Genomic DNA, 25,730 nt, shown 5'->3' with positions numbered 1-25,730 from the left:
ACGCAGGGGTACCCCCTGGAGTCGCACCCCCCGCGACCCAACGTACTCAGCAGGTCTGACACTCCCGCAAGCCGAGAAACGGGGCCGCAAGGCAGGTGGGGCGGCTCTCCAGCGATGCGCAGGCGAGCGCCCCTGCCATGCGATGCAGGAAGGCGAGCCGTCCCCGCCACGCGATGCCGCAGGCGAGCCGGGTTGATGTGTGCGATGCCGAAGGCGAGCCGTCTTTACCAAGAGGCTAGGGCGGTGGGTCCCATCACGAGTCGCACCACAGCTCTTGCTGCATGCAGGTAGGGGTGTCAACTCGACACGCTTTTCGTCGAGTTGACACCCCTACCTGCATGTGGCCCGCTCTTGGTGCGACTCGTGATGGGACCCACCGCCAACGCACCCGACAAACCAACCGGCAGCCGCCCAACGCAACAGGCGTGCCATCAACCCACGAACGGCGCCGGCCCCCATCTCAGATTGCCGGGGTCTGGGGCAGAGCCCCAGGGGAACCACCAAACGCAACAGGCCGCACCCAACCCAACCACCCGCAAAACCGCATCAAACCAAAACCCGCCGCCTCAAAGCCCCAATCCCACGACAAACCAAATAAATCACAAAACTAACAGCCGTGACCAAAGCCGAAACCGGCAACCCAGGCTGCAAAGACAACAAAATCCCCCCAACAGCCGCCACCTCAGCGAACACCACGGACAAAACCGTGGCCCGCAACGGCGAGGCCGTGACCCGCATGGCCGCAGCAGCCGGCGTGATCATCAACGCCAACACCAGCAAAGCCCCCACCACCTGCACAGACAGCGCAGTGGCAACCCCAACCAGAACCGCGAACACCACAGACAGAGCACGCACCGGAACCCCACGCGACACAGCCACATCAGGATCCACAGAAGCAAAGAACAACGGCCGATAAATAAACGCCAACACAACCAACACAACACCAGAAGACACAACCAACAGGTTCAGATCGGTCGAGTCAACCCCAACAATCTGCCCAGTCAACAACCCGAACTTGTTACTAGCCCGCCCCTTGTAAAGAGCAAGCATCAAAATCCCCATACCCAGCCCGAACGCGAGAATCGCCCCGATCACCGAGTCACGATCACTCTCCCGCCGGGACAACACCCCGAGCAACACCGCGGCGATGATCGACCCGGCCAGCGCCCCGTACCCGATCCCCACCCCGAGCAACAACGCCGCAGCACCACCGGTGAACGCCAACTCACTGGTCCCGTGCACCGCAAACGCCATCTTGCGAGTGACCACGAGCGGCCCGAGCACCCCAGCCACAAGCCCCAGCACAGCAGCCGCGATCAACGCGGTCTGAACGAAATCAAGCTCCAACAGGTCGAGAAAGCTCACGACGCAGCCTCCGCCGACAGGTGATGCGTCTGCTCCTCACAAGCCCCAGCCCCGACGACCAGGATCTGATCACGCACTCGCACAACCTCAACAGGCGTCCGATACAACTCGGACAACGTCCGCGAGTTCATCACTTCTTCCGGCGTACCAACACGGAACCGCCCACCCACCAGGTACAGCACCCGATCCACCAACGGCAGCACCGGATTCAACTCGTGCGTCACAAAAAGCACGGCGGTGTCAGCCTCCCGCCGCCGCTTGTCGATCAGCTCGGAGACCACCCGCTGATTGGCAAGGTCCAGCGACAGCAGGGGTTCGTCGCACAGCAGCACAGCCGGATCCCCGACCAGAGCCTGAGCGACCCGCAACCGCTGCTGCTCCCCACCCGACAACACCCCGACGGGCGAGTCCGCATACCGGGAGCCGCCGACCGAAGCGATGGCCGCGTCGACACGGATCCGCCGCTCCCGACGCCCCCGCAGACCGAACCCCCAGGAGTGGCCGTCCAGCCCCAGCCCCACGAGGTCGCGGCCGCGCAACGTCATGGACTGGTCGAGCGCTCGCTGCTGCGGGACGTACCCGATGGCGTGGTTGCCGCCGGCGATCAAGACCGTGCCGGAGGACAGCGGCTGAAGGCCGAGGAGCACGCGCATCAGGCTGGTCTTGCCGGAGCCGTTCGGGCCCAGGACCGCCAGGAACTCGCCGGGCTCGACGTCGAGGTCGAGCCCGTCCCACAGCACCCTGTCCCCGTAGGACAGGCGTGCCCCGCGCAGCGAGATCGCGCTCATGCCTTGAGCGCCCGCGACAGCTCGTCAACCTGCTTGCTCATCCAGTCAAGGTAGCCGGTCACGCCCTCGGGCAGCGTCTCGGTGACCGCGACGACGGCGACGCCGGCCGTCTTGGCCTTCTCGACCACGCCCCTGGTGACCTGGTTCTCGGTCTGGGTGTTCTCCACCAGCACGTTGACCTGCTTGGACTCGACGAGCTGGTTCATCTCGGCGAGGGCGGCGGCGGGCACGTCCGACTCCTCCTCGATCGCCTTGCTGAAGGCATCGGGGGTGACGTCCTGCGCGCCGGACTCCTCGATCAGGTAGTGCGCGATGGGCTCGGTCGACGCGACCTTCTTGCCCGTGCCGACGCCGGCGACCTTCTTCTCCAGCTCCTCGAGCTTGGCGGAGAAGTCGGCGGTGTTCTTCTCGAACGTCGTCTTCTTGTCCGGTGCGATGGCGCCGAGCTCGTTCGCCGCGGCCTCGGCCACCGCCTGAACGGTGTGCAGGTCGTACCAGACGTGCTCGTTCACGCTGTGGTCGTGACCGTGCTCGTCGGTCTCGGGCGCGCCGGTCTGCGGCTCGGCGTGGTTGTCGGCGAGCGGGAACGCCTCGATCTTCTTGGTGGCGTCACTGGTGATCAGCTTGGCGAAGAAGTCGTCGTAGCCGCCGCCGTTGAACACGACCAGCTTGGCGTCCTTGACCAGGGCCGCGTCGGCGGGCTTGCTCTCGTAGGAGTGCGGGTCGGCCGAGGGGTCGTCCAGCAGGGCCTTGACCTCGACCGCGTCGCCGCCGACGGCCTTGATGACGCTGCCCCAGACGTTCGTCGAGGCGACGACCTGGATCTTGCCGCTGTCGGAAGACGGCGCGGAGGTGCCGCAGGCGGCCAGGCTCACGACGGCAAGGGTGCCGACCAGAGCGTTGCGGAGAGTCATCACGCCGTCCCTCGATCAGGTAATGGAAACCGTTGTCGAGTTCATATTACGACACGAAAAAGCCCCCGACGGTCACGCCGGGGGCTTGAACGTGTGAATCAGGACTCCAGGCGCTCGCCCGACTCGGGGTGGAACAGGTGGATCTCGCTGTGGTCGCGGACGGCGACCTTGACGTGCTGACCCAGGGTCGGAGGCGTGCGGCCGTCGACGCGGACGACGAAGCGCTGCGAGGCCTCACCGATCTTCACGGCACCGTGCACGAGCGCGTCGGCGCCGAGCTCCTCGACCAGCTCGACGGTCATCTCCATGCCCTCCTCGCCCGACGGCACGATGCCGAGCGCCTCGGGGCGGATGCCGAAGGTGACCTCGTCCAGGCCGCCGGCGGCGTCGAGCGCGGCACGCGACAGCGGCACGATGATGCCGTCGAGCTTGGCGCCCTCGGAGCTGATCGGGACGGTCTTGAGGTTCATGGCCGGCGAGCCGATGAAGCCCGCGACGAACGCGTTGGCCGGGCGGTCGTACAACGCGCGAGGCGTGTCGCACTGCTGCAGCAGGCCGTCCTTGAGCACCGCGACGCGGTGGCCCATGGTCATGGCCTCGACCTGGTCGTGCGTGACGTAGATCGTGGTGGTGCCGAGGCGCTGCTGGAGGGCGGCGATGTTCGCACGCGTCTCGACGCGCAGCTTGGCGTCCAGGTTGGACAGCGGCTCGTCCATGAGGAACACGGACGGCTCGCGCACGATGGCGCGGCCCATGGCGACGCGCTGGCGCTGACCACCGGAGAGCGCCTTCGGCTTGCGCTCCAGGTACTTCTGGAGGTCGAGCATCTTGGCGGCCTCTTCGACCTTCGCCTTGATCTCGGTCTTCGGCACACCGCGCAGCTTGAGCGCGAAGCCCATGTTCTCCGCGACGGTCATGTGCGGGTACAGCGCGTACGACTGGAACACCATCGCGATGTCCCGGCCCTTCGGCGGGACGTTCGTGACGTCCTTGCCGCCGATGTTGATGGCGCCCTCGTCGATGTCCTCGAGGCCCGCGAGCATGCGCAGCGCCGTCGACTTACCGGAACCGGACGGGCCGACCAGCACCAGGAACTCGCCGTCTGCCACCTCCAGCGAGAGCTCGTCGACCGCGCGCACCGGCGGGTTGCCGGAGAAGATCCGCGACGCCTTGACGTAGGACACCTCTGCCATGTGACGCACCTTTCACCCTTGTCTGGACGCGACGTTAGGTGTTGCAAGCGCTTACGTGAACAGACGAAAGCGCTTACGTTTCGGGATGGGGCAACGTAAGCGCTTGCGTTGCGATGAGTTCCGGACGGCACGCCGGTCTACCTCTCGAGAACCGAACACGGGAGGCAAACCGATGGGCAACGTGCGACTGCACTTCTCGATGTCACTGGACGGCTTCGTGGCATCCGCGGACAACGGCTTCGACTGGCTGTCCCGCACGACCGACCAACCCGGACTCGTCAGCTCCTACGCGGAACGCACCGGCGCCATCCTCGGCGGCAGGAAGGGCTGGGACGCCTTCCCCGACCCCTCGGCCGCGTACGGCGGCCAGTTCAAGGGACAGCTCTTCGTCCTGACCAGCCACCCGGAGGACGCCACGCCCGCGGCCGGTGTCACGTTCCTGAACTGCGACGTCGCCGAGGCGGCGCGGATCGGGCTCGAGGCGGCGGACGGCAAGGACCTCGAGGTGCTCTCGCCGACCATCGGCGGCCAGTTGCTGCAACGGGGTCTCGTCGACGAGATCGCCCTGCACATCGCGCCCGTGCTGCTCGGTCACGGCCTGAGGTTCTTCGGCAACCCCGGCGGGGTGCCGATCCACCTGCACCGGCTCGACACCGACGACCCCCACTCGGAGGTGGACGTGCGGTACCGGCCGGTGCGGTAGACGATCAGCCCTTCACGGCGCCGGACGCGAGGCCCTGCACCAGGAACCGCTGCACCAGGTAGAACACGACGATCGCCGGGATCGCCACCAGGATCGACGCGGCGGCGAGGTGCCCCCACTCCGTCCTGTTCTGCTGCACGAACACCTGCAGCCCCACGGCGAGCGTCTTCGACTCGTCCGCGGCGGACAGGAACGCGGACGCGAACGCCACCTCGCCCCAGGCCGTGAGGAACGCGTAGAACGCCGTGACCGCGAGACCCGGCTTGGCCAGCGGCATGATCAGCCGCCAGAACACGCCGAACGGCGACAGCCCGTCCACGCGGCCTGCCTCGTCGATGTCGTTGGGCACCGTGTCGAAGTAGCCCTTCAACATGTAGGTGCAGAACGGGACCGCGGTCGTGCAGTAGACCAGCACGAGGCCGATGGAGGTTCCGTTGAGCCCCAACGCGATGAGGATGTTGTACAGCGGCACGATCAGCACCGCGAACGGGAACATCTGCACCAGCAGGAACGACATCATCAGGCCGCGCTTGCCGGGGAACCGGAACCGCGACGCCGCGTACCCGGCGGTGGCCGAGATGAAGACACCGAGCACCGTGGTCATCAGCGCGATCAGCACGGAGTTGCCGAACCAGGCGAGGAAGTCGCCCTTTTCTCCTGACAGCACACGGGTGTAGTTGTCGAAGGAGGACTCGTTGAACAGCTTCGGAGTCGGCTCGACAGCGCGCGCGTCCGGCTTCAGGGAAGTGACGAACACCCAGAAGACCGGGAACACCGCGATGATCGAAGCGACGATCAGCGTGGCGTGCAACGCGATCGAGGCGCCTCGGGACCGGTCGGTCCTGCGCGGCCGGGCGCCGCCGGCCTGCACCATCTTCAGGGACGAAGCATCGAGCGTCACGTCACCACACCTCGCCCTGCTTGCGCAGCGCCCGCCGGTAGATCGTGGCGAACACCAACAACACCGAAAGGATCAGCACGCCGTACGTCGAAGCGACGGCGTAGTCGCGGGACGCGCCGGAGAAGAAGCGCTCGAACGCGTAGGTGACCAGGATCCGGGCGTTCGGGTTGGGCCCGGCGATCAGGTAGATGACCGGGAACATGTTGAACGTCCAGATGATGCCCAGCAGCACCACCGTCGACGAGACCGAGCGCAGGCCCGGCAGCGTGACGTGGCGGAAGCGCTGCCACGGCGTGGCACCGTCCACTTCGGCCGCTTCGTAGAGATCGCCCGGGATCGACTGCAGCCCGCCGAGCAGCGCCACCATCATGAACGGCGTGCCGAGCCAGACGTTGACGATGATCACGGACACCAGCGCCCAGTTCGACTGGCCGAGCCACACCGGGTCCGGCAGGCCGACCGCGCGCAGGAGCTGGTTGATGATCCCGTACTGCGCGTTGAACATGTACTTCCACGAGAACGCGCTGATGAACCCAGGCACCGCCCACGGCAGGATCAGCAGCACGCGGTAGAGGGTGCGGCCCTTCACCTGCCGGTTCAGCAGCATCGCCAGGCCGAGACCGATGGTGTAGTGGAAGAACACGCACGAGAACGTCCAGATCAACGTGCGGACGAGCGTGCCCCAGAACGCACCGAACGACTCCCCGCCGGTGAGCACGTTGACGTAGTTCTTGAACCCCACCACGTCGTAGCTCGCCGGCCGATCGAGGATCGGGTTGGCGATGTTGCCCTCGTTGATGTTCGTGAAGGTGAAGAACACGCCCTGCGCGAGCGGGTAGAGCACCAACACCGCGATGACCACCACGACCGGCAGCACCATCGCATACGCGTACCAGTACCTGTCCAGGAACCGACGCACCGAGACTCCCCTTCCGGCGAACGGCCGGGGTCGTGAAACCCCGGCCGCTCAACACGATCAGCCGATCGAGTACTCGGTGACGACCTTCTCCTTGTACGCCTTCGCGACGTCGTCAAGAGCGGTCTTGGCGTCCTTCTTACCGGCGAGGAAGTCCGCGTAGCCGACCTTCAGCGGGTCGAACAGCTCGCCACCCTCCGGGATCCACGGGCGCTCGTGCGCGACCTTGGTGACCGGCTCGAACGCGGCGACGACGGCGTTGGCCTTGACGTCGGCGTTCTGGTAGGCCGACTTGCGGGTCGGCAGCAGGCCCAGCTCCTTGGCGATGGTCGCCTGCGACTCGACCGACGCCATGCAGGTGATGAACTTGATGGACGACTGCTTCGCCTTGGTGCCCTGGCGGACCACGTAGTCGTGGCCACCGACCGGCGCGCTGCCCTTGCCCGCGGACGGGCCGGGGACCGGCGCGATGCCGAGGTTCGCCGGGTCGCTGAACGCGGCGCCCTTGAGGTAGTCGGCGACGGCCCACGGACCGTTGACGACCATCGCGGCGTCACCGGACGAGAACGCGGCCTGCATGTTCGAGTACGAGTTCGTCGCGTCGAGCGCCGTCGTCGCGGCCTTGCCGTCGAGCAGGCTCTTCGCGGTCTCCAGCGCCTTCACGTTGGCCGCGGAGTTCACGACGATCTTCTTGGCCGAGGCGTCGACCAGGTCGCCGCCCTCGCCGTAGATGAACGGCAGCGCGTAGTACGCGTCGTTGTTGAGGAAGAACGCCTTCTCACCGCCGAGCTTCGCGGCCGCGGCCTTGAGCTCGTCCCACGTCTTCGGCGGCTCGACACCGGCGTCGGCGAGCTTCTTCTTGTTGTAGAGCAACGCGAGCGAGTCGGTCACCTGCGGCACCGCGTAGGTCTTGCCCTCGTACTTGGTGGAGCCGAGCGGGGCCTCCAGGAAGTCGGAGGTGTCCTTCGCGAGGTCGGTGTCCGACAGGTCCGCGACGTAGCCCAGCTTCGCGAGCTGCGGCACCCACGCGACCTCGGAGCGGAAGACGTCCGGTCCCTGACCACCCTGAGCCGCGGTCTTGTAGTTGTTGAGCGCGCCGTCGAAGGCCTGCGTCTCGACCTTGACCTTGTAGCCGTCCTTGGTGGCACAGCCTTCCGCGATCTTCTTGAAGACCGGGCTCTCGTTGGGACCACTGGTGTCCCAGAAGGTCACCTCGCCCGAGTCGGATCCGCTGTTGCTGCTCGATCCGCCGCTTCCGCAGGCGGTGAGCACGAGGGCGACACCCGTCGCCATGGCGGTCACGAGGGTTGTCCGTCGCATCGTTGCTGCCGTTCCCTCCAGCTGGGGCCCCGTCTCCCAGTGAGACGAGGGTCTTGCAAGTTTTTGCGAGAATGTTGCGGGCGATTTCACTACCCGAACCATGGTCAGGTCAAGACGTCGACCGTAACCAAGCCGTAACGGCCCTGTCTTGCAAACGCGCGTTGCAAAATTTTTCTGGACACGGCAGGCTTGCGCCGTACCTGATCTGAGCTGGGAGGCAACGTGTCCGGACTGTCCGAGATCGCCAGGGCAGCCGGGGTGTCCATCTCGACCGTGAGCCGTGTTCTCAACAGGCGCGCGGGTGTGAACGAGGAGACCCGGCAGCGCGTGCTGTCGGTGCTCGCGGAGATGCCGTACACCCCACGAGGCCTCGGTGCGCTGCAACGCACGGGCGTGATCGGCCTGCTGGTGCCGGAGCTGTCGAACCCGGTCTTCCCCGCGTTCGCCGAGGCGCTGGAGACGCGGGCCGCGCGCCTGGGCTACTCGTCGCTGCTGTGCAACACCCGCAGCGGCGCCCCGATGGGCGAGGAGGAGTACGTCCGGATGCTCCTGGCCCGCGGGGTCGAGGGCATGGTGTTCGTGTCGCCGGAGATCACCAACGTCGAGGTGCCGCTCGGCCAGGCGCCGCGCCCGAGCTACTACGCGAAGCTCCTCGCCGACGGCGTCCACATGGTCTTCCTCAACGGCGCCACACCCGCGCTGGACGTGCCCGACGTGACGGTGGACGAGCAGCTCGCGGGCTACATGGCCACCAGGCACCTGATCGAGCTCGGCCACGAGCGGATCGGGTTCGTCTCGGGTCCGGCGCGGTCGCTGCCGTCCCGGCTCAAGCGCGCCGGCTGGGCCGCCGCGCTCGAAGAGGACCACCTGCCGGCGGGTTCGGAGTACGTCGCGCACGCGCCGTTCAGCGCGGAGGGCGGCGGTCAGGCGGTGGCGCAACTGCTCGACACGGTGACGCCGACGGCGGTCATCTGCTCGTCCGACCACATGGCGCTCGGCGTCATGCGCGAGGCGCACCAGCGGAAGATCTCCGTACCGGAAGAACTCTCGGTCGTCGGGTTCGACGACATCCCGCTGGCCGCCTACTCGTCGCCCGCTTTGACGACGCTCGCGCAGCCGATCGAGGAGATGGCGGCGGCGGCGATCGACGAGCTCGTGCTGCGCCTGGACCCGGATCGCCGCAGGCAGAGCACCGACAACTACACGCGCGTGTTCCGTCCGCGGCTGGTCGTGAGGGAATCGTCTGCGCCTCCGAAATGAGATGACCGGTTGACCTAATTGGTCTGGACCAACTTCTGAACAAGGCAGATGGGTCAACCTGCGCGGATGCGTCATTGGAGGGACGCAGGTCACCCTGGCTTCACGAATTGGTTCTGAACCGTTACGGTCCTTTCATGGCGCGGTCGATGCATGTGCGACGTCCGGCAACGCTGGCCTCTCTGGCCGCTGAGCTGGGCGTTTCCCGGACAACGGTGTCCAACGCGTACAACCGGCCCGACCAGCTCTCTCCCGAGCTGCGTCGGCGGGTGTTGGACACGGCCCGAAGGCTGGGTTATCCCGGCCCGGATCCTGTGGCGCGTTCGTTGCGCACGCGCAAGGCCGGTGCGGTGGGCCTGTTGCTCACCGAGAACCTGTCGTACGCGTTCCGCGACCCGGCCGCGATCGGGTTCCTGGAGGGCCTCGCGCTGGCGTGCGAGGACGCCGGGACCGGTCTGCTGCTGGTGCCCGCGAACCCCGAACGCGAAGACGTCGCGTCCGTGCACCGCGCGGGTGTCGACGGCTTCGTCGTCTACTCGGTGCCCGACGACGACCCGCACCTCGCCGCCGTGCTGGAGCGCCCGGTGCCCACCGTGGTCTGCGACCAGCCGGACCTCGGCACCGTGGACCGCGTCGGCATCGACGACCGCGGCGCGATGTACGAGCTCGCGAGGCACCTCATCGGCCTGGGCCACCGCCGCATCGGCGTCGTGTGCATGCGCCTCGCGCGTGACCGCAACGACGGCTTCGTGACGCCGGACCGCCAGCACGCCGCGCACTTCCACGTGCAGCGCAACCGCCTGTCGGGCCTCGCCGAGGCCTTCAGCGAGGCCGGCGTCGACTGGTCGCAGGTGCCCGTCGCCGAGCGCTTCGACCACAACATGGCCTCCGGCGCGTCCGGCGCGGCCCAGGTGCTCGACCGCGATCCGGGGATCACCGCGTTGATCTGCACCTCGGACGTGCTCGCGCTGGGCGCGATGAACGAGGCGGCCCGCCGCGGCCTGCGCGTCCCGCACGACATCTCGGTGACCGGCTTCGACGGCATCCGCGCCGGCGAGGAGGCCGGGCTCACGACGGTCCGCCAGCCGGTGCTCGAGAAGGGCCGGGCGGCGGGCAAGCTGCTGCTCGACGCCAACGAGCGCACGCGGCCGCGGTCGGTGAACCTCGCGACCGAGCTGATCATCGGCAAGACGTCGGCGGGTCCGCGCGGGGGCGCCGAGGAGCGCTGGTTCGGGCCGTGATCAGTGCTCGAGCCTGAAGACAACGGGTGAGCTGGCCTTCCCGGCCAGCTTCGCCACCAGCAGGTAGTCGCCGGGCCCCACGCGCGTGTGGGCCCCGCACCCCTCCTTCGAGGTGGAGCCCGCCCACTTCGTGCCGTAGTTGAACGTCTCCTTCGGCTGCAGCACGCGGGTCTCGGTGCCCACCGCCGACAGGCAGTGGTTGCTCGACCAGAGCACCGTCGCGCCGTCCGCGGTCAGGACCGTGAGCTCGCGGTGCTGGCGCCCGATGTCCCTGATGCACGGCACCGGACCGGTGTTCGTGATGTCCATGGACAGTTCCGGCTGGTCACCGAGGGTGTAGAAGGGCTTGTTCGCCTTCGCCGCGACGCCGATCACGTCGTCGGGGCACGGCTGCGGCGGCCCCGGAGGCGGTGGTGGCGGCGCGGCCTCCGTGGGTGAGGGCGGCGGGGTCGTGGAGGACGAGGCGGCGGCCGGGCTCTCGGACATGCTCGGCGGCGGGTTCGAGGAGGACGCCGCCGCGGCGTTGGTGGGCTGGGCGGTCTCGCCGTCGGAGCCGAACATGCCGACGATCCAGATGATCAGCAGGAGTGTGACCAGCGCTGCCCCGATCGCGGCGAGACGGCGGCGCCAGTACACCGTGGACGGCAGCGGACCTGTGGGCTCGATCACGGCCCGAACGTAGCCCGACCAGCGCGGATCCAGGCTTAGGCGAGCGTCGCTCGATCCGGTGAACGTGATATTGGCCGGAACCCCTTGTGAACGTGTGCTAACACCGGTTCCAATCGATGCGGGGTCCGCCGGTAGGCCATGGAGGTGTGTCACATGACCGCGATCGACGAACTGCTCAAGCGGAACTACGAGCTCGGGAACGTGGTTCCCGGAGACCGTTCGTCCGCGAAGCCGTCCCTGCAGGTGGCAATCCTGACCTGCATGGACTCGCGCATCCGGGTGTTCGAGATCTTCGGCTTGAAGCAGGGTGAGGCGCACGTGCTGCGCAACGCGGGAGGGGTCGTCACCGACGACGCGATCCGCTCGCTCGCACTGAGCCAGCGCAAGCTCGGCACGCGCGAGGTCCTGCTCGTGCACCACACGAACTGCGGTCTCGAGATGGTGACCGAGGACGACTTCAAGGACGAGCTCGAGGCCGACACCGGCCTGCGCCCGACCTGGGCCGTCGAGGCGTTCAAGGTCGTCGAGCAGAGCGTGCGCGGGTCGATGGCGCGGCTGCGGCACAGCCCGTTCATCCCGCACACCGACAAGATCCGCGGGTTCGTCTACGACGTGCACACCGGTGAGCTCCGCGAGGTCGACTCGGCGGAGTCCCAGGCCGCCTGAAGCTCCTCGTGAGTCCTCGTGAAGGGCTCTGCGAAGGGCTTGTGCAGGACTTTGTGAAGGGCCCCCTCCGGGGGGCCTTTTCGTTGCGCGACAATGGCAGGCGATGAATCACGAGTTGCTGCTGGGCTGGTGGGACACCGCCGCCCGCGACCTGCCGTGGCGCCGTCCCGACTGCACCGCCTGGGGTGTGCTGATCAGCGAGATCATGCTGCAGCAGACACCCGTCTCCCGCGTGGAGCCGATCTGGCACGAGTGGCTGGCACGCTGGCCCGTGCCGTCCGCGATGGCCGCGTCCTCGCAGGGCGAGGTGCTGCGGATGTGGGGCAAGCTCGGCTACCCCCGCCGCGCCATGCGGCTGCACGAGGCCGCGACCGCCATCGCCCGCGACCACGGCGACGTGGTGCCGTCGGACATCGAGACGCTGGAGTCGTTGCCCGGCATCGGCAGCTACACGGCTCGTGCGGTGGCCACGTTCGCATACGGGCAGAAGTGCGCCGTCGTCGACACCAACGTCCGTCGTGTCGTTGCGCGGGCTGTGCACGGGGCCGGTGACGCCGGGCCGCCGTCGACCAAGCGGGACCTGCGGGACGTCGAGGCGATCCTGCCCGAGGACCAGCACGACGCCGCGGTGTTCTCGGCGGCGTTGATGGAGCTCGGGGCGTTGATCTGCACGGCGAAGAACCAGAAGTGCGCCGACTGCCCGCTCTACACCGAGTGCGCGTGGCAGCTCGCCGGTCGTCCTGCGTATGCGGGGCCGGAGAAGAAGGTGCAGAAGTTCGCCGGCACCGACCGGCAGGTGCGCGGCAAGCTGCTCGACGTGCTGCGGGGTGCGCCCGGACCGGTGCCCAAGATCCAGCTCGACGTCGTGTGGAACGACGTGACGCAGCGCGAGAAGTGCCTTGTGTCCCTGTTGAGCGATGGACTTGTTGAACAATCCCACGACGGTCTCTTCCACCTGCCCGGTGAGGGAATTGTTGAACAATCCCACGACAGCTCGCCGTCCGCTCGTCGGATCGTTCAACAATCCCACGACGGCCTCTTCCCGCCGCCTGATCGAGGGATCGTTCAACAATCCAACAAGGGGACGATCTGATGCACGCGCTCGTGGCGTTCTTCGACGACGAAGCGGACAAGAAGGTCCGTGAGCTGCAGAAACGGGTCGGCGGGAAGTTCCAGTACCCGCCGCACCTCACCTACGCCGTAGCGACCACCATCGGCCCCAAGGTCCGCAAGGAGCTGCGCGAGGACCTCGAACGGCTCTGGATGCCCGACCTCTACCTGCACTCACTCAGCACGTTCTCCACGTCCGAGAACGTGCTGATGCTCGCCGCCGTCGTCGACACCGAACTGCTCGCGGTCCACTCCGCGATCCACGACGTGCTGGCGAGCAAGGTCAAGAACCCGAGCGCCTACTACCTGCCGGGCAACTGGGTGCCGCACTGCACGCTCGTGCACGACGTCGACGACGAGGCGATGAAGGCCGCGTTCGCCACCGTCTTCCCGGTGGAGCCGATCCGCGCGAAGGTCCGCGAGGTGTCGATCGTCGACACTCAGAGCGGCGAGATCGACGTGCTCAAGAAGGCCTCCACAGCACCCCGGTAGACCCACGGCGCGCTGTCGTGCACGACGTGACCAGCCTCCTCGACGTAGAGGTACTGGCCCTTCGACCGGCGCGCCGCCTCGGCCATCTGCCCTGGTAGCTGGCCGCCCTTGCCCGCCTCGATCACCAACGACGGGCACCGCACGGCGTCGATGAACTCCCAGTAGGCCCGCGTGCCCCAGTGGCCGGCGATCTCGTAGAGGTCGTCCATCTCGGCGATCAGGTGCCAGCCGTCCTCGCGTTCCTCGAAGTACTCGGCGAACAGCGGCGCGCCGAAGTACGACGTCACGTGCCCGAGCGACTGGAAGGGCACCGGCCAGGCGTCGAAGAGCCACTTCCACTCGTCGATCGTGCGGCCCCTGTTGTCCGGGGCGAAGTCCTCGACCACAATCGCGCGCACCAGGTCCGGACGGGTCGCCGCGAGACACCACGCGTGCAGCCCGCCCATGGAGTGCCCGATCACCACGGCGGGCCCGAGGCCGAGCTCCTCGATGGCGGCAGCGGCGTCGGCGACGAAGTCCTCGGTGCGGAACGGTCCCCGCCGCGGGTTCCTGCCGTGTCCGCGCTGGTCGATCCCGACCACGCGGCCGAACGGCTCGAGCCACTGCGCGACCGGCCACCAGGCGGTGGCCCTGCTCATCAGGCCGTGCAGGAGGAGCACGCCTTGACCCGTTCCGCCGAACTCGACCACCGACACAGGGATGATTAACGCATGAAGGCCCGCCCGTACCTGATCGCCCTGGTGTTGATCGTGCTCGTCGCAGGTCTGCTCGTCGTGTTCAGAACGCCGAGCAACGACCCGGCGAAGCAGCAGGAGACGTCACCGCAGGCAGCGGTGGAGGCCGGTGCGGGCGCGGGCGACGCGTACTACCCGACGGACGGCAACAGCGGTTACGACGTCACGCTCTACGACCTGGCGATCACCTACGACCCGGGGTCCCAGCAGCTCGACGGCGTCGCCTCCGTCACCGCGACCGCGTCGGAGGACCTTTCGCGCTTCAACCTCGACCTCGAAGCCCTGAAGGTGAGCGAGGTGAAGGTCGGCGATCAGCCCGCGAAGTTCGTGCAGGAGGGCGACCACGAGCTGGTGATCACGCCCGCCGCCCCGCTCGCGAAGGGCAAGCCGTTCACCACGACGATCACCTACGGCGGCAAGCCCACCACGATCAACGACGCCTCGCTGGGCCGCAGCGGCTGGCAGATCTCGTCGACCGGCGGGGCGTTCGCCGCAGGTCAGCCCCACTCCGCGACGACGTGGTTCCCGGCCAACGACACCCCGCGCGACAAGGCGGCGCTGAAGGTCTCGGCCCGCGTCCCCGACGGCTGGACGGTGATCTCGAACGGCATCGAGGGGCCGGTGGCGCGCAGCGGCGGCTGGACGACGTTCACCTGGTCCGAGGAGACCCCGCTCGCGACGTACCTGGCCACGGTGGCCATCGACAAGTTCGAGGTGGTGCGCTCGAAGCTGCCCAACGGCACGCCGGTGGTCGACGCCTACGCGCCCGGCACGTCCGCCGAGAAGAAGCCGATCCAGTCGCAGCTGCCGCAGGTCCTCGCCTACCTGGAGACGAAGTTCGGCCCGTACCCGCAGCGCGCCGCCGGCGGCATCTGGGTGGCGGACCAGATCGGGTTCTCGCTGGAGACCCAGACCCGGCCGATCTACGCGGCGTGGGCCGACCTGGAGACGCTCGTGCACGAGAACGCCCACATGTGGTTCGGCGACTCGGTGTCGATCGAGAACTGGGCGGACATCTGCCTGAACGAGTGCCTCGCGTCCTACGCGCAGTGGCTGTGGCTGGAGAAGGACGGCACGGACCTCGACCAGCGCTACCGCGAGCAGGTCGAGCAACGGCGCGAGCGGTCGTCGTTCTGGGCGCCGAAGCTCTACGACATGGGCAAGGGCAACGAGTTCCGGGGCGTCTACGACAAGGGCATCCTGGGCATGCACGCGCTGCGCAAGCAGGTCGGTGACGACGTGTTCTTCAAGGCCCTGCAGTCGTGGACGGAGAAGCACCGCGAGGGCAACGCCACCTGGCCCGAGTTCGAGGACCACTTCAAGCAGGCCTCGGGACAGCCGCTGGACGCGTTCTTCAAGGCCTGGTTCCGGGACTCGGGCATTCCCGGCGATCAGTACCTGCTGCCTGTCGGTGTGCGCCGCTAGGCTGGTTCTCATGGCAGTCGTGAAGATCAACGCGATCAAGGTCCCCGAGGGCAACGGCCCCGAGCTCGAGAAGCGGTTCGCCGCCCGCCTGGGCGCGGTCGACGAGCAGCCCGGCTTCCTCGGCTTCGAGCTCCTGCGCCCGGTCGCGGGTGAGGACCGCTACTTCGTCGTCACGCACTGGGAGACCGACGAGGCCTTCGTGGCGTGGCGCGACGGTCAGGCCGGTGCGGCCGCGCACTCCGGTGAGCGCGCACGGCCCGTGTCGAGCGGCGCCGACCTGCTGGAGTTCGAGGTCGTGCTGGGCAGCAAGCCCAAGCAGTGATCGAAGAGGCCTACGACAGAGCCGCCGAGCTGATCACCGGCGCGGACGCCGTCCTCGTTTGCGCCGGTGCCGGCATGGGGGTCGACTCGGGTCTCCCCGACTTCCGCGGCACCGAGGGCTTCTGGCGGGCGTACCCGCCCTACGAGCGGCTCGGGCTGAAGTTCGAAGAGATCGCCGACCCCGTGCACTTCGCCGACGACCCGGCGCTGGCATGGGGTTTCTACGGCCACCGGCTCGCGCTGTACCGCGCGACCGTGCCGCACGAGGGTTTCGCCGTCCTGCGGTCGTGGGGTGCGCGCGCTTTCACGTCCAACGTGGACGGCCAGTTCCAGCGGGCGGGGTTCGCGGACGTGGCCGAGGTCCACGGGTCGATCCACCACGCCCAGTGCGTGGAACCGTGCACGGACGAGATCTGGGAGTGCTCGTTCGACGTCTCGGTCGATCCGGAGACGATGCGGGCGGTGGGCGAGCTGCCGTCCTGCCCGAACTGCGGCGGGCTGGCGCGGCCCAACATCCTGATGTTCGGCGACTGGGGCTGGGTCCCGCACCGCAGCCAGGCGCAGCTGGACTCGCTGACGGAGTGGCGTCGCACGCACCGCAAGCTCGCCGTGGTCGAGATCGGCGCCGGCACCGCCGTGCCGACCGTGCGGCGTCAGGCGGAGCTGGCGAGCGCCGCCACCGGTTCGCTGATCAGGATCAACACCCGTGAGCCCGCCGTGCGGCACGGCCGTGGTGTGTCTCTTCCCGTCGGCGCCCTGGAAGCCCTCACAGCCTTGGCACGACGAACTGGCTGACGACGGCCCGGTGGTCGCTGCCGGGCACGTCGAACACGTCCACCGTGTCCACGAGCACCTTCGAGTCCACCAGCACGTGGTCGATCGTGACCGGCGGAGGCCAGAACCCGCTGCTCGACGGCCACGTGTGGATCAGTCCCTTGCCGACCTGGTCGGCGGCGTCCACGTACCCCTTGTTGAGCAGCCGCGTGAGTCCGACGTGGTCGAGGGTGGCGTTGAAGTCGCCCGCGAGCACCCTGATCGCGCCGGTCGAGTCGGGCGAGGGCAGCCCGGCGAGCTCGCGCTGCCACGCCTCCGGCCCGGCGGTGACGACGGGCGGCAGCGGGTGCACCGAGACGACCTCGATGTCCTTGCCCGGCAGGTCCACGAGCGCCCCCGCCTGCTGCAACGTGCCGGGCGGCGTCAAGTTCCGCTGCGAGAGCGGGAACCTCGAGGCGATGCCGCTGCCCGACCCGCCCGGTTCGTCGAGGAAGACCCGGTTGGGCAGCACCTGGTTCAGCCCGGCGCGTTCGAGGTCGCGCACCATCTCCGGCGTCAGCTCCTGCATGGCGAGGATGTCGACCCGGCGCGCCTTGACCTCGCGGACGATCGCACCGGCGTCCGCGATGCCGACGAGGAGGTTCGAGGTCATCAGCCTGACCTGCTGCCCGACCCCGTTCGGCCGCGAGTCGGGGAACGCCCTCGGCGCCACGTTCGCGACGAGCACGACCCCCACGAGCGTCATCGTCAGCCCGACCACCCACCGCCTGCGGAACAGCGCGAACAACCCGATGAGCAGCCCGAGAACGGTGATGTACGGGGTCAGCGAGGTCGCGGCGATCATGTACCGCGTCCCGTCGATGCCGAGCAGCCTGACCAGTGCCGCCGTGACGAACGCCATCGCGCACACGACCAGCAGGAACGTGGCGAACCCGCTTCGCGGCGGCTTCACCTCGGTGGTGACCACGTCGTGCAGTGTGCCCGAGCGCGCGTCGGTCTCCGGTGTGGTCTTCACACCCTGAAGGACGGCCAGAGGTCCACTCCCGTTGCCTGCCGGGAACTGTCAGACCCCTCCGCCACACTGGACCCAACCGACCTGAGGGGGACCATCGTGGGTGCCAAGGACTGGATGCTCTTCTACGCGTCAGACGACGTCAGCAAGGTGCTGCGCGCGTCACCGAAGCTCGACAGGGAGGCCACCGAGGCCTTCGTGCGGCGCCTCTACCCGTCGCACGACATCAGCCCGGTAGAAGACGGCAACCTCCACTACAGCAACCCACCGGAGGGAAAGGTCTACGCGGGCGTCTTCCCGGGCCTGTCCGTCATCTGCACCTGGGAAGCGGCCGGCGACTCGTACACCGACCTGCCCGCGCGCTTCGTCAGCGAAGCGGCGGGCCGCACCCTCTACCTGCACGCGATGCACAGCGTCGTCGACTTCTTCTCCTACGCCATCTGGGAGCCCGACGGCACCCTGCGCCGCGCGTACAGCCTCTCGCCGGACAGCGGCGTGATCGCCGACGTCGGCACTCCCCTGCCGTTCGAGGAGAAGTACCTGGCGGGCGACCCGGAGTTCCTCGCGTCCCTGGACCCGGACGAGGAGTACCCGTTCCGCTTCCACCCGCTCGAACTGGCCGAGGCGGCCCTGCGCGAGCTGTTCGGGTTCAACTACGAGGGCGCCTGGGAGGACGACGACCCGGACCTGGAGGAGGTCGTGCTGGCGGGCTACACCGTGACGCCGCGCTGACTCAGGCGGTGGGTGCCGAGCTCCTCGGCTGCGCGCCCGGAATCCGGTCGAGCACACCGATGATCGCGTCGACGGTCTGCATCACCGACGTCGGCACGATCGGCCCCGTCTCCACGGTGTAGGCGATGCCCGCCTCGACCGTGAGGGTCCGCAGGTTGCCCGCCTGCGACTCGCCCTGCAGTCGCTGCACGACCGCCGGGGTGATCATCGCGGCCGCCCGGTGCGGATCGGCGGTGGCCGCCAGGTACAGCTGGTCCAGGCCCGCGGGCAGCCTCAGCTCGTGCCACTGCGGCTGCGAGCTGGAGGCGAGGCTCTGAGGCGCCTCGGCCACCCACCTCGGTGCGCCACGGCCTCCTCCGAGACTGTTGATGGCGAGCTTCAGCGGTACCAGGCCGGCGGTCGCCACCTCGATCCGGTGCTCGACGTGGGTGACCACCTTGTCCTGGGTGGACGCGCTGTTCAGCTCGATCGACGCCTCGGTCACCCGGACCTGCCAGCCGTACCGCTCGAAGTCGACGGCGTGGTCGAACCGCGATTCCGACGCCCGGTGCAGCCAGCCGATCACGTCGCCGTACTCCTCCGCGAACGGACGGCGCAGGTCAGCAGACCAGGCGGATGCAACCGTGAGCGTGCCGCCCAGACCCGCCGCGAACTTGGCCAGTTCGGCGGCGTGGTCGAGGGCGTCCTGGCGTTCCTTGCGCGACCTCCACCAGAACACCAGCGCGATCAGAGCCACCAGGATCAATACGAGCAGTCCCAGCTTGAGCTTCCACGGTTCCATGTCGTCCGTTCCCCCGGTGGTTCAGGTGAGTCAGATGTCGAGGTAGCCCTCGATGCGCTGCTTCGACTGGTCAGAGCCGGTCTGGTCGTACGAGTTGGCCTTGTCGGCCATGCCCTCGTTGCGCAGACCTTTCTCGTGCGTCGGGTTGACCTGCGCCAGCGCCTCGTTGCCGGCCGCGTCCGCCATCGACTTGCCGAAGCCCTGCTGCACGCGCTCGCCGATCATGCCGTCCTTGCTGTTCAGACGGGTGAGCGGATTGGCCTTGAGCTTCTGCAGGTTGCTCAGGCCCCGCAGCTGCACGTCGGCCGCGTGGCTCGCGACCTTCTTGTCCGCCATGGACTTCTGGAACGCGGTCCGCACGTTCTTGAGGCGGGCGCCGAGGTTGCGCAGGAACTGCATGATCTTCTGCAGGAACTGGCGCAGCTTCGCGACGATGCGGGACACCCGGCTCGCCGTCGAGGCCACGCGGACACCCGTGGCGGCGCCCGCCGCGGCGGTGGAGGCGCCGAAGCTCGGAACCGCGGCGGCCAGCGCCGGGATCCAGATCATGATCAGCCAGGTGATCAGCTCGGTGAGGATGGCCTTGATGATGTCCTCGATGATCGTCATGATCATGGACGAGATCATCAGCATCTCGGCGAGCTCGCCCGCCTGACCCGCAACGCCGTCGATGCCGCTGGCGAACTCACCCAGCTTGGTGCTGGCGACCTCGGCCGTCGGACCGCCCCAGCTCTGCACCGAGCTCGACAGGTCCTGGTCGAACGTCTCACGCAGCTTGCCGATGCCCTCGGCGATCGCACCGTAGTTCTCGCCAGCCTGGCTGAGGGCGGGGCCGTCGCCGCTGACGAAGTGGATCGCGTCCTCGAGCGGCTGGCAGACGCTGATCAGGAAGTTCAGCCCCTGTCCGACGAGCCAGCCGATCGGGTCCAGCGCGATGCCCTGGGCGGCGGTGCCGACCGCGCTGATCAGCGCGCTGCCCTCGGAGGCCAGCGCGGCGCTGCCGCCGGTCTCCCCGCTGTTGCCGACCGCTTCCTTGGTCTTGAGGTAGCTGCCGTAGAACGGCGTGGCCTCCGCGGCCTTCTGCCCCGTCGTCTTCTCGCCGACGGTGATCTTGACGCCGCCTGCCTCGAACTCCTCTTCCGCCATTGCCGGCGCCCCCTACTTCCCGCTGATGTCGATGTCGACGCCGCTGAAGATCGCCTGCAGGGCGTCCTCCTGGTCCTGATAGCCCTGAGCGGTGCCGCGGAACTTGTCGCCCGCGGACTGCAACCCGTCTTGCAGGTCCTTCATCAGGTCCTTGAGGTCGGCGAGCATCTGGTCGTACTCGTCCTTCACGAACAGGCCGACGATCCCCCACGACTTCTGGCCCACGTCCGCCTTGTCCACGAGCCCGGCGATCTCCCCCGCCGTGCCCTTGTGACCGTCCAGCTTGCCCGCGAACGCCGTCAGCTCCGCAGGTTCGACCTCGAAGCCGCTCATCGTCCGTCCTCGTCGTCGTCGTAGAGGTTCAGGTAGCCGCCACCCTGTTTCGGCGGTGCCTGGGGCGGGGGCTGCGGGGACCGTGACTGCCACGAGTCGCCGCGGAGCACGTTCTGGTCGCCGAAGTCCTCGGGAGCATCTGGCGCCTGCCTGCGTGGCGGCGGAGGGGGAGGCTGCTGCCGGTTCGGTGGCACCGGCGCGGGAGGCGGCTGGCGGATCGGCCCCGTCTGGGGTGCGGGCGGAGCCTGCGGCGGCATCGGGGGCCGTGGCGGCGCAGGGGCCTGCGCCTCCTCCTCGGTCGCCCGCCGAAGGTCCTCTTTGGACATTCCGAAGAGCTGCGCCTGCGTCTCCAGGACCTGGTCCTTGAGGTGCATGTCGTCGCCCAGTGCCCCTTCCACGATCCCCGCCTGGCGGCGCGCCGCCTCCGCGACCGCCTTCTGCAGCGTGGACATCAGCTCGGCGGCCAGCGCGTGCGGCGGGCGCCGCATGGCCTGGTCCGTGAGCCTGATGTCCTTGATCGAACCGGAGGGACCTGCGACGACGGTGACCGCCCGGTCCGCCGACGTGGCCACGGCCTCCAGGTCGACCAACTGCTGTTGCATGTCGCCGATGTTGGCGAACTGCTGGTCGACGCGTTTCATCTGGGACTGGAACCGCTCGAACTGCGCTACTAGCTGGTCGAACTCAGCCGACACCGCTGGGGCCTCGCTTTCCTTCAGGTCACCGTGACCAGAGATTGTCGACATCGAACCGCCGGCGCACAGGCGAAACGGTCAAATCCACATGGCCTTGTGACCCTTCGGTCGCGCACACGAGAACGGCCCCCGGGCGGGAAGCCTGGGGGCCGTTCAGGTCGTGCTGTCTAGCTCACTCGGTCTCGGTCGCCGGAGCGTCGTGCTGCTCGGGGGCGGCCGCGGTGGCGGTGAGGTCGACGGGCGGGGCGTCCGGCACGCGGTTCGGCTTGGCCTCGCCGCGGAACACGAACTTCGCCTTGTCGTGCTGGTCCGACTCGCCGTCCCAGCCCTCGACGTCGGTGATGATGATCTGGCCCGGCTGGAGTTCGCCGAACAGGATCTTCTCCGACAGGGTGTCCTCGATCTCGCGCTGGATCGTCCTGCGCAGCGGACGAGCACCCAGGACCGGGTCGAAGCCGCGCCTCGCGAGCAGGGCCTTGGCCCTGTCGGTCAGCTCGATCGCCATGTCCTTGTTCTTCAGCTGCGTCTCGACGCGGGCGATCATCAGGTCCACCATCTTGATGATCTCGTCCTGAGTCAGCTGGTGGAAGACGATGATGTCGTCGATGCGGTTGAGGAACTCGGGGCGGAAGTGCTTCTTCAGCTCGTCGTTGACCTTGTTCTTCATGCGCTCGTAGTTGGACGCGCCGTCCTGACCCGAGGTGAAGCCGAGGCCCACTGCCTTGCTGATGTCCGACGTGCCCAGGTTGGACGTGAAGATGATGACGGTGTTCTTGAAGTCCACCGTCCGGCCCTGACCGTCGGTCAGGCGGCCGTCCTCCAGCACCTGGAGCAGCGTGTTGTAGACCTCCTGGTGGGCCTTCTCGATCTCGTCGAAGAGCACGACCGAGAACGGCTTGCGGCGCACCTTCTCGGTGAGCTGGCCGCCCTCTTCGTAGCCGACGTAACCGGGAGGGGCACCGAAGAGCCGCGACGCGGTGTACCGGTCGTGGAACTCGCCCATGTCGATCTGGATGAGCGCGTCGTCCTCGCCGAACAGGAAGTTCGCGAGCGCCTTCGAGAGCTCGGTCTTACCGACACCGGACGGGCCGGCGAAGATGAACGAGCCGGAGGGGCGCTTCGGGTCCTTCAGACCGGCGCGGGTGCGGCGGATCGCCTTCGACACGGCCTTGACCGCGTCGACCTGGCCGATGATCCGCTTGTGCAGCTCGTCCTCCATGCGGAGCAGACGCGTGGTCTCCTCCTCGGTGAGCTTGAACACCGGGATGCCGGTCCAGTTGGCGAGGACCTCGGCGATCTGCTCGTCGTCGACCTCCGCGACGACGTCCAGGTCACCGTCCTTCCACTGCTTCTCCCGCTCGGCCTTCTGGCCCAGGAGCTGCTTCTCAGCGTCACGCAGCTTCGCCGCGCGCTCGAAGTCCTGCGCGTCGATCGCGGACTCCTTGTCGCGACGCACGTCCGCGATCTTCTCGTCGAACTCGCGCAGGTCCGGCGGCGCGGTCATCCGGCGGATGCGCATCCGCGCACCGGCCTCGTCGATGAGGTCGATCGCCTTGTCCGGCAGGAACCGGTCGTTGATGTACCGGTCGGCCAGCGTGGCGGCCGCGACCAGCGCGGAGTCGGTGATCGAGACGCGGTGGTGCGCCTCGTACCGGTCGCGCAGACCCTTGAGGATCTCGATGGTGTGCTCGAGCGACGGCTCGCCCACCTGGATCGGCTGGAAGCGGCGCTCCAGCGCGGGGTCCTTCTCGACGTGCTTGCGGTACTCGTCGAGCGTGGTGGCGCCGATCGTCTGCAGCTCACCGCGCGCGAGCATCGGCTTCAGGATGGAAGCCGCGTCGATCGCGCCCTCGGCGGCACCCGCGCCGACGAGCGTGTGGATCTCGTCGATGAACAGGATGATGTCGCCGCGCGTGCGGATCTCCTTGAGGACCTTCTTCAGGCGCTCTTCGAAGTCACCGCGGTAGCGCGAGCCCGCGACCAGCGAGCCGAGGTCGAGCGTGTAGAGCTGCTTGTCCTTGAGCGTCTCGGGCACCTCGCCCTTGACGACCATCTGCGCCAGGCCCTCGACGACGGCGGTCTTGCCGACGCCGGGCTCGCCGATGAGGACCGGGTTGTTCTTGGTGCGGCGGGACAGCACCTGCATGACCCGCTCGATCTCCTTGGTGCGCCCGATCACCGGGTCGAGCTTGCCCTCACGCGCCGAGGCAGTGAGGTTGCGCCCGAACTGGTCGAGCACCAGGGACGACGACGGCGTGCCCTCGCCACGACCGGTCGACTCCGACGCGCCCTTCTCCGTCGAGTAACCGGACAGCAGCTGCAGCACCTGCTGCCGCACCCTGTTGAGGTCGGCGCCGAGCTTCACGAGGACCTGGGCGGCGACGCCCTCGCCCTCGCGGATCAGGCCGAGCAGGATGTGCTCGGTGCCGATGTAGTTGTGGCCGAGCTGAAGCGCCTCACGCAGTGAGAGCTCCAGGACCTTCTTCGCACGTGGGGTGAAGGGGATGTGACCGCTGGGGGCCTGCTGGCCCTGGCCGATGATCTCCTCGACCTGCTGGCGGACGCCTTCCAGCGCAATCCCCAACGACTCGAGCGCCTTGGCGGCGACACCTTCACCCTCGTGGATCAGACCCAGGAGGATGTGCTCGGTGCCGATGTAGTTGTGGTTGAGCATCCGTGCCTCTTCTTGGGCAAGGACAACCACCCGCCTCGCGCGGTCGGTGAACCTTTCGAACATTCGCACTCCCTGACTGCTGCGTCGGCGGTCCTCGGCTCCACCGATCTACCCTGGTGAGCGCGGCACCGTGGCTCCACTGTAGTAGGCGGTACCGAGGCCTGTGGTTCCCGTAAGCGGCCAGCCGCGTCCGTGGAACATTGACATCAGCATCAACGCAGGTCGGACCCGACGGATTCCACAGATCGGGCGATGTCCGCTGAACGCGAACAACCCACCGTCGAGCGAAACTCCTGTGACCGGGGCCACCTCGGGAGGCACAGAACAGGTGTCTTGGGTAAGGTTAGGCAAGCCTCATACAGTCTCGATGAGATTGGACTTGCGCGTTGACCGTACCTGCGAGGGTCTCACAGCAGAACCCGCGTGCGCTCACGCCTCTGGCCGAGTCCATCGCCCGCCTGCAGACCGGCACCGAAATCATCTTCGGCACCCCTTCCGGCGACTGGACGACCTGCTCCGACCTCCTGGCCGAGCCCACCCGCTTCGACCTGTGGCGCAAGGACCTCGCCGAGTGGATGGTCGAGCAGTACGGCGAGTCCGACGACAGGGCCACCGCCGGCTACGTCATGGGCTGGTACCTCCACCAGCCCGCCAACCTGGCAGGCCTCCTCTTCCACACGGCCCGCCGCGTCCCCACCCTCAAGCCCTCCGACATGGCGTTCCGCATCGCCGCGCAGGGCCGCCCGCACCCCGACGGCACCGCCCTGATGTGCGACGAGTTCGCCTGCCTCCCCGACGACCCGGCCTCGAACCACCCGGCCGCCACCGTCGTGGCCAACGAGGCAGCCCTCGCCGCCCTCCTCCGCGCCCGCTACGCAGCCCACGCAGCCCAGTTCGTGGCCTCCTTCGGCCAGGTGGTCCGCTTCGGCCGCCGCCAACTCTGGGCAGCGGCGACGGACATGCTGGAGTACGCCCCGTGGGCGGCAGGCCGCATGTTCGGCGACGAGAACGCAGGCGTCACCGACGCCGCCATGATCCTCCCGGAAAAGCTGGCCCCGTTCGTGGCGGCTTCCTCACTGCACCTCACCGACGAGGGCTGGAAGCGCAAGCGGAACTCCTGCTGCTTCCACTACGTCCTGCCGAACGCGGAGCCCTGCACGGCCTGCCCGCGCACCTGCAACTGACCTTCGCACGCTCCCGCAAGGGTCCCCCGTGGCTGAGCACCCCCCGCGACCCAACGTACAGAGCAGGTCTGACAGTCCCGGCAGGTCCGGAACTCCCGGCAGGCCCGGAACGTGAGGCAGGCCCGCGACGCTGAAGGCAAGCCGCCTCCCCACGCAATGCCGAAGGCGAGCTGCCCTCCCACGCGATGCCGAAGGCGAGCCGTCAGAGCACGCGCAACGGGCACGCAGATCGCTCGCGATGCCGCAGGCGAGCCGTCCTTAGCAGGAGGCCTCGGCGGTGGGGTCCCGTCACGAGTCGCGCCACAGCTCTTGCTGCATGCAGGTAGGGGTGTCAACTCGACGCGCTTTTCGTCGAGTTGACACCCCTACCTGCATGTGGCCAGC

At 68.0% G+C, this 25,730-nt stretch carries 26 protein-coding genes; 11 read left to right on the top strand and 15 right to left on the bottom strand.

Annotated features, from left to right (window positions below; translation table 11 throughout):
• Window positions 1-546 precede the first annotated feature (546 nt).
• The 4 genes from IE307_RS41820 to IE307_RS41805 form a co-directional block, all read right to left on the bottom strand.
• Complete coding sequence (locus tag IE307_RS41820) at window positions 547-1,365, bottom strand: metal ABC transporter permease (RefSeq protein WP_191305044.1); 819 nt, start codon at window positions 1,363-1,365, stop codon at window positions 547-549.
• Window positions 1,362-2,153 carry a metal ABC transporter ATP-binding protein gene (locus IE307_RS41815; RefSeq protein WP_191305043.1) on the bottom strand — a complete coding sequence of 264 codons (792 nt, stop codon included), beginning with the start codon at window positions 2,151-2,153 and terminating at the stop codon, window positions 1,362-1,364. The genes IE307_RS41820 and IE307_RS41815 overlap by 4 nt, the downstream gene beginning before the upstream one ends.
• Window positions 2,150-3,067 carry a metal ABC transporter solute-binding protein, Zn/Mn family gene (locus tag IE307_RS41810; protein ID WP_191305042.1) on the bottom strand — a complete coding sequence of 306 codons (918 nt, stop codon included), beginning with the start codon at window positions 3,065-3,067 and terminating at the stop codon, window positions 2,150-2,152. Before IE307_RS41810 ends, IE307_RS41815 begins: the two co-directional genes overlap by 4 nt.
• 98 nt (window positions 3,068-3,165) lie before the next feature.
• Window positions 3,166-4,260 (bottom strand): ABC transporter ATP-binding protein, encoded by a 1,095-nt coding sequence (locus tag IE307_RS41805; RefSeq protein ID WP_191305041.1) that lies wholly within the window; start codon window positions 4,258-4,260, stop codon window positions 3,166-3,168.
• 172 nt (window positions 4,261-4,432) lie between these two features.
• On the opposite strand from IE307_RS41805, the gene IE307_RS41800 reads away from it, so the two are divergent.
• Window positions 4,433-4,963, top strand: coding sequence for a dihydrofolate reductase family protein (locus IE307_RS41800; protein WP_191305040.1), 531 nt, complete (start codon window positions 4,433-4,435; stop codon window positions 4,961-4,963).
• Window positions 4,964-4,967: 4 nt separating this feature from the next.
• Here the strand turns inward: IE307_RS41800 and IE307_RS41795 are convergent, their stop codons facing one another.
• Genes IE307_RS41795 through IE307_RS41785 form a run of 3 tightly spaced genes read right to left on the bottom strand, consistent with a single transcriptional unit; the run spans window position 4,968 to window position 8,100 of the window.
• Window positions 4,968-5,837 (bottom strand): sugar ABC transporter permease, encoded by an 870-nt coding sequence (locus IE307_RS41795; RefSeq protein ID WP_191305128.1) that lies wholly within the window; start codon window positions 5,835-5,837, stop codon window positions 4,968-4,970.
• A gap of 28 nt (window positions 5,838-5,865) precedes the next feature.
• Window positions 5,866-6,783: a carbohydrate ABC transporter permease gene (locus IE307_RS41790; RefSeq protein ID WP_373306082.1), complete on the bottom strand. Its 918-nt coding sequence runs from the start codon at window positions 6,781-6,783 to the stop codon at window positions 5,866-5,868.
• 57 nt (window positions 6,784-6,840) lie between these two features.
• Window positions 6,841-8,100 (bottom strand): extracellular solute-binding protein, encoded by a 1,260-nt coding sequence (locus IE307_RS41785; protein ID WP_191305039.1) that lies wholly within the window; start codon window positions 8,098-8,100, stop codon window positions 6,841-6,843.
• A gap of 222 nt (window positions 8,101-8,322) precedes the next feature.
• Here IE307_RS41785 and IE307_RS41780 point away from each other — a divergent pair, with 222 nt between their 5' ends.
• The gene (locus IE307_RS41780; protein WP_191305038.1) at window positions 8,323-9,360 is read left to right on the top strand and encodes a LacI family DNA-binding transcriptional regulator; all 1,038 of its coding nucleotides are present in this window, start codon (window positions 8,323-8,325) and stop codon (window positions 9,358-9,360) included.
• 134 nt (window positions 9,361-9,494) lie between these two features.
• On the top strand, window positions 9,495-10,598 hold the full coding sequence (locus IE307_RS41775) for a LacI family DNA-binding transcriptional regulator (RefSeq protein ID WP_191305037.1): 1,104 nt from the start codon (window positions 9,495-9,497) through the stop codon (window positions 10,596-10,598).
• Here IE307_RS41775 and IE307_RS41770 read toward each other — a convergent pair whose 3' ends face one another.
• On the bottom strand, window positions 10,599-11,267 hold the full coding sequence (locus tag IE307_RS41770; protein WP_191305036.1) for a hypothetical protein: 669 nt from the start codon (window positions 11,265-11,267) through the stop codon (window positions 10,599-10,601).
• Between the two features lie 153 nt (window positions 11,268-11,420).
• Between IE307_RS41770 and IE307_RS41765 the strand changes: the two genes are divergently transcribed.
• From IE307_RS41765 to IE307_RS41755, 3 genes are all read left to right on the top strand, one after another.
• Entirely contained in the window at window positions 11,421-11,933 is a 513-nt protein-coding gene (locus tag IE307_RS41765) for a beta-class carbonic anhydrase (protein ID WP_191305035.1), read from the top strand.
• A gap of 103 nt (window positions 11,934-12,036) precedes the next feature.
• Entirely contained in the window at window positions 12,037-13,026 is a 990-nt protein-coding gene (locus tag IE307_RS41760; protein WP_191305034.1) for an HhH-GPD family protein, read from the top strand.
• Window positions 13,026-13,535, top strand: a complete 510-nt coding sequence (locus tag IE307_RS41755; protein WP_191305033.1) for a 2'-5' RNA ligase family protein — start codon at window positions 13,026-13,028, stop codon at window positions 13,533-13,535. Before IE307_RS41760 ends, IE307_RS41755 begins: the two co-directional genes overlap by 1 nt.
• Here the strand turns inward: IE307_RS41755 and IE307_RS41750 are convergent.
• Window positions 13,484-14,230 (bottom strand): alpha/beta fold hydrolase, encoded by a 747-nt coding sequence (locus tag IE307_RS41750; RefSeq protein ID WP_191305032.1) that lies wholly within the window; start codon window positions 14,228-14,230, stop codon window positions 13,484-13,486. The genes IE307_RS41755 and IE307_RS41750 overlap by 52 nt on opposite strands.
• Before the next feature lie 15 nt (window positions 14,231-14,245).
• Here IE307_RS41750 and IE307_RS41745 point away from each other — a divergent pair, with 15 nt between their 5' ends.
• The 3 genes from IE307_RS41745 to IE307_RS41735 are packed head-to-tail and all read left to right on the top strand — an operon-like array spanning window position 14,246 to window position 16,810.
• A complete protein-coding gene (locus IE307_RS41745; RefSeq protein ID WP_191305031.1) occupies window positions 14,246-15,694 on the top strand; it encodes a M1 family metallopeptidase in 1,449 nt (482 codons plus the stop codon).
• A gap of 10 nt (window positions 15,695-15,704) precedes the next feature.
• Window positions 15,705-16,016 (top strand): antibiotic biosynthesis monooxygenase family protein, encoded by a 312-nt coding sequence (locus tag IE307_RS41740; protein ID WP_191305030.1) that lies wholly within the window; start codon window positions 15,705-15,707, stop codon window positions 16,014-16,016.
• Window positions 16,016-16,810, top strand: coding sequence for an SIR2 family NAD-dependent protein deacylase (locus IE307_RS41735; RefSeq protein ID WP_229905580.1), 795 nt, complete (start codon window positions 16,016-16,018; stop codon window positions 16,808-16,810). The genes IE307_RS41740 and IE307_RS41735 overlap by 1 nt, the downstream gene beginning before the upstream one ends.
• Here IE307_RS41735 and IE307_RS41730 read toward each other — a convergent pair.
• Entirely contained in the window at window positions 16,782-17,804 is a 1,023-nt protein-coding gene (locus IE307_RS41730) for an endonuclease/exonuclease/phosphatase family protein (RefSeq protein ID WP_229905572.1), read from the bottom strand. The genes IE307_RS41735 and IE307_RS41730 overlap by 29 nt on opposite strands.
• A gap of 96 nt (window positions 17,805-17,900) precedes the next feature.
• Here IE307_RS41730 and IE307_RS41725 point away from each other — a divergent pair, with 96 nt between their 5' ends.
• Window positions 17,901-18,533: a DUF6928 family protein gene (locus tag IE307_RS41725; RefSeq protein ID WP_191305029.1), complete on the top strand. Its 633-nt coding sequence runs from the start codon at window positions 17,901-17,903 to the stop codon at window positions 18,531-18,533.
• A gap of 1 nt (window position 18,534) precedes the next feature.
• Here IE307_RS41725 and IE307_RS41720 read toward each other — a convergent pair whose 3' ends face one another.
• The 5 genes from IE307_RS41720 to IE307_RS41700 all read right to left on the bottom strand — a co-directional run bounded on the left by IE307_RS41720 (window position 18,535) and on the right by IE307_RS41700 (window position 24,225).
• The gene (locus tag IE307_RS41720; protein ID WP_191305028.1) at window positions 18,535-19,314 is read right to left on the bottom strand and encodes a hypothetical protein; all 780 of its coding nucleotides are present in this window, start codon (window positions 19,312-19,314) and stop codon (window positions 18,535-18,537) included.
• Window positions 19,315-19,344: 30 nt separating this feature from the next.
• On the bottom strand, window positions 19,345-20,460 hold the full coding sequence (locus IE307_RS41715; RefSeq protein WP_191305027.1) for a hypothetical protein: 1,116 nt from the start codon (window positions 20,458-20,460) through the stop codon (window positions 19,345-19,347).
• 12 nt (window positions 20,461-20,472) lie between these two features.
• The gene (locus tag IE307_RS41710; protein ID WP_191305026.1) at window positions 20,473-20,793 is read right to left on the bottom strand and encodes a WXG100 family type VII secretion target; all 321 of its coding nucleotides are present in this window, start codon (window positions 20,791-20,793) and stop codon (window positions 20,473-20,475) included.
• Window positions 20,790-21,488, bottom strand: a complete 699-nt coding sequence (locus tag IE307_RS41705) for a YbaB/EbfC family nucleoid-associated protein (protein WP_229905571.1) — start codon at window positions 21,486-21,488, stop codon at window positions 20,790-20,792. The genes IE307_RS41710 and IE307_RS41705 overlap by 4 nt, the downstream gene beginning before the upstream one ends.
• Before the next feature lie 172 nt (window positions 21,489-21,660).
• Window positions 21,661-24,225: an ATP-dependent Clp protease ATP-binding subunit gene (locus tag IE307_RS41700; protein ID WP_191305024.1), complete on the bottom strand. Its 2,565-nt coding sequence runs from the start codon at window positions 24,223-24,225 to the stop codon at window positions 21,661-21,663.
• 323 nt (window positions 24,226-24,548) lie between these two features.
• Here IE307_RS41700 and IE307_RS41695 point away from each other — a divergent pair, with 323 nt between their 5' ends.
• Window positions 24,549-25,346: a (2Fe-2S)-binding protein gene (locus IE307_RS41695; protein WP_191305023.1), complete on the top strand. Its 798-nt coding sequence runs from the start codon at window positions 24,549-24,551 to the stop codon at window positions 25,344-25,346.
• Window positions 25,347-25,730 lie beyond the last annotated feature (384 nt).

This window comes from Lentzea cavernae, assembly GCF_014653695.1.
Taxonomy (GTDB): Bacteria; Actinomycetota; Actinomycetes; order Mycobacteriales; family Pseudonocardiaceae; genus Lentzea; species Lentzea cavernae.
Note: the sequence above shows the minus strand (reverse complement) of the source record. Positions and strands in the feature narration are given on the sequence as shown.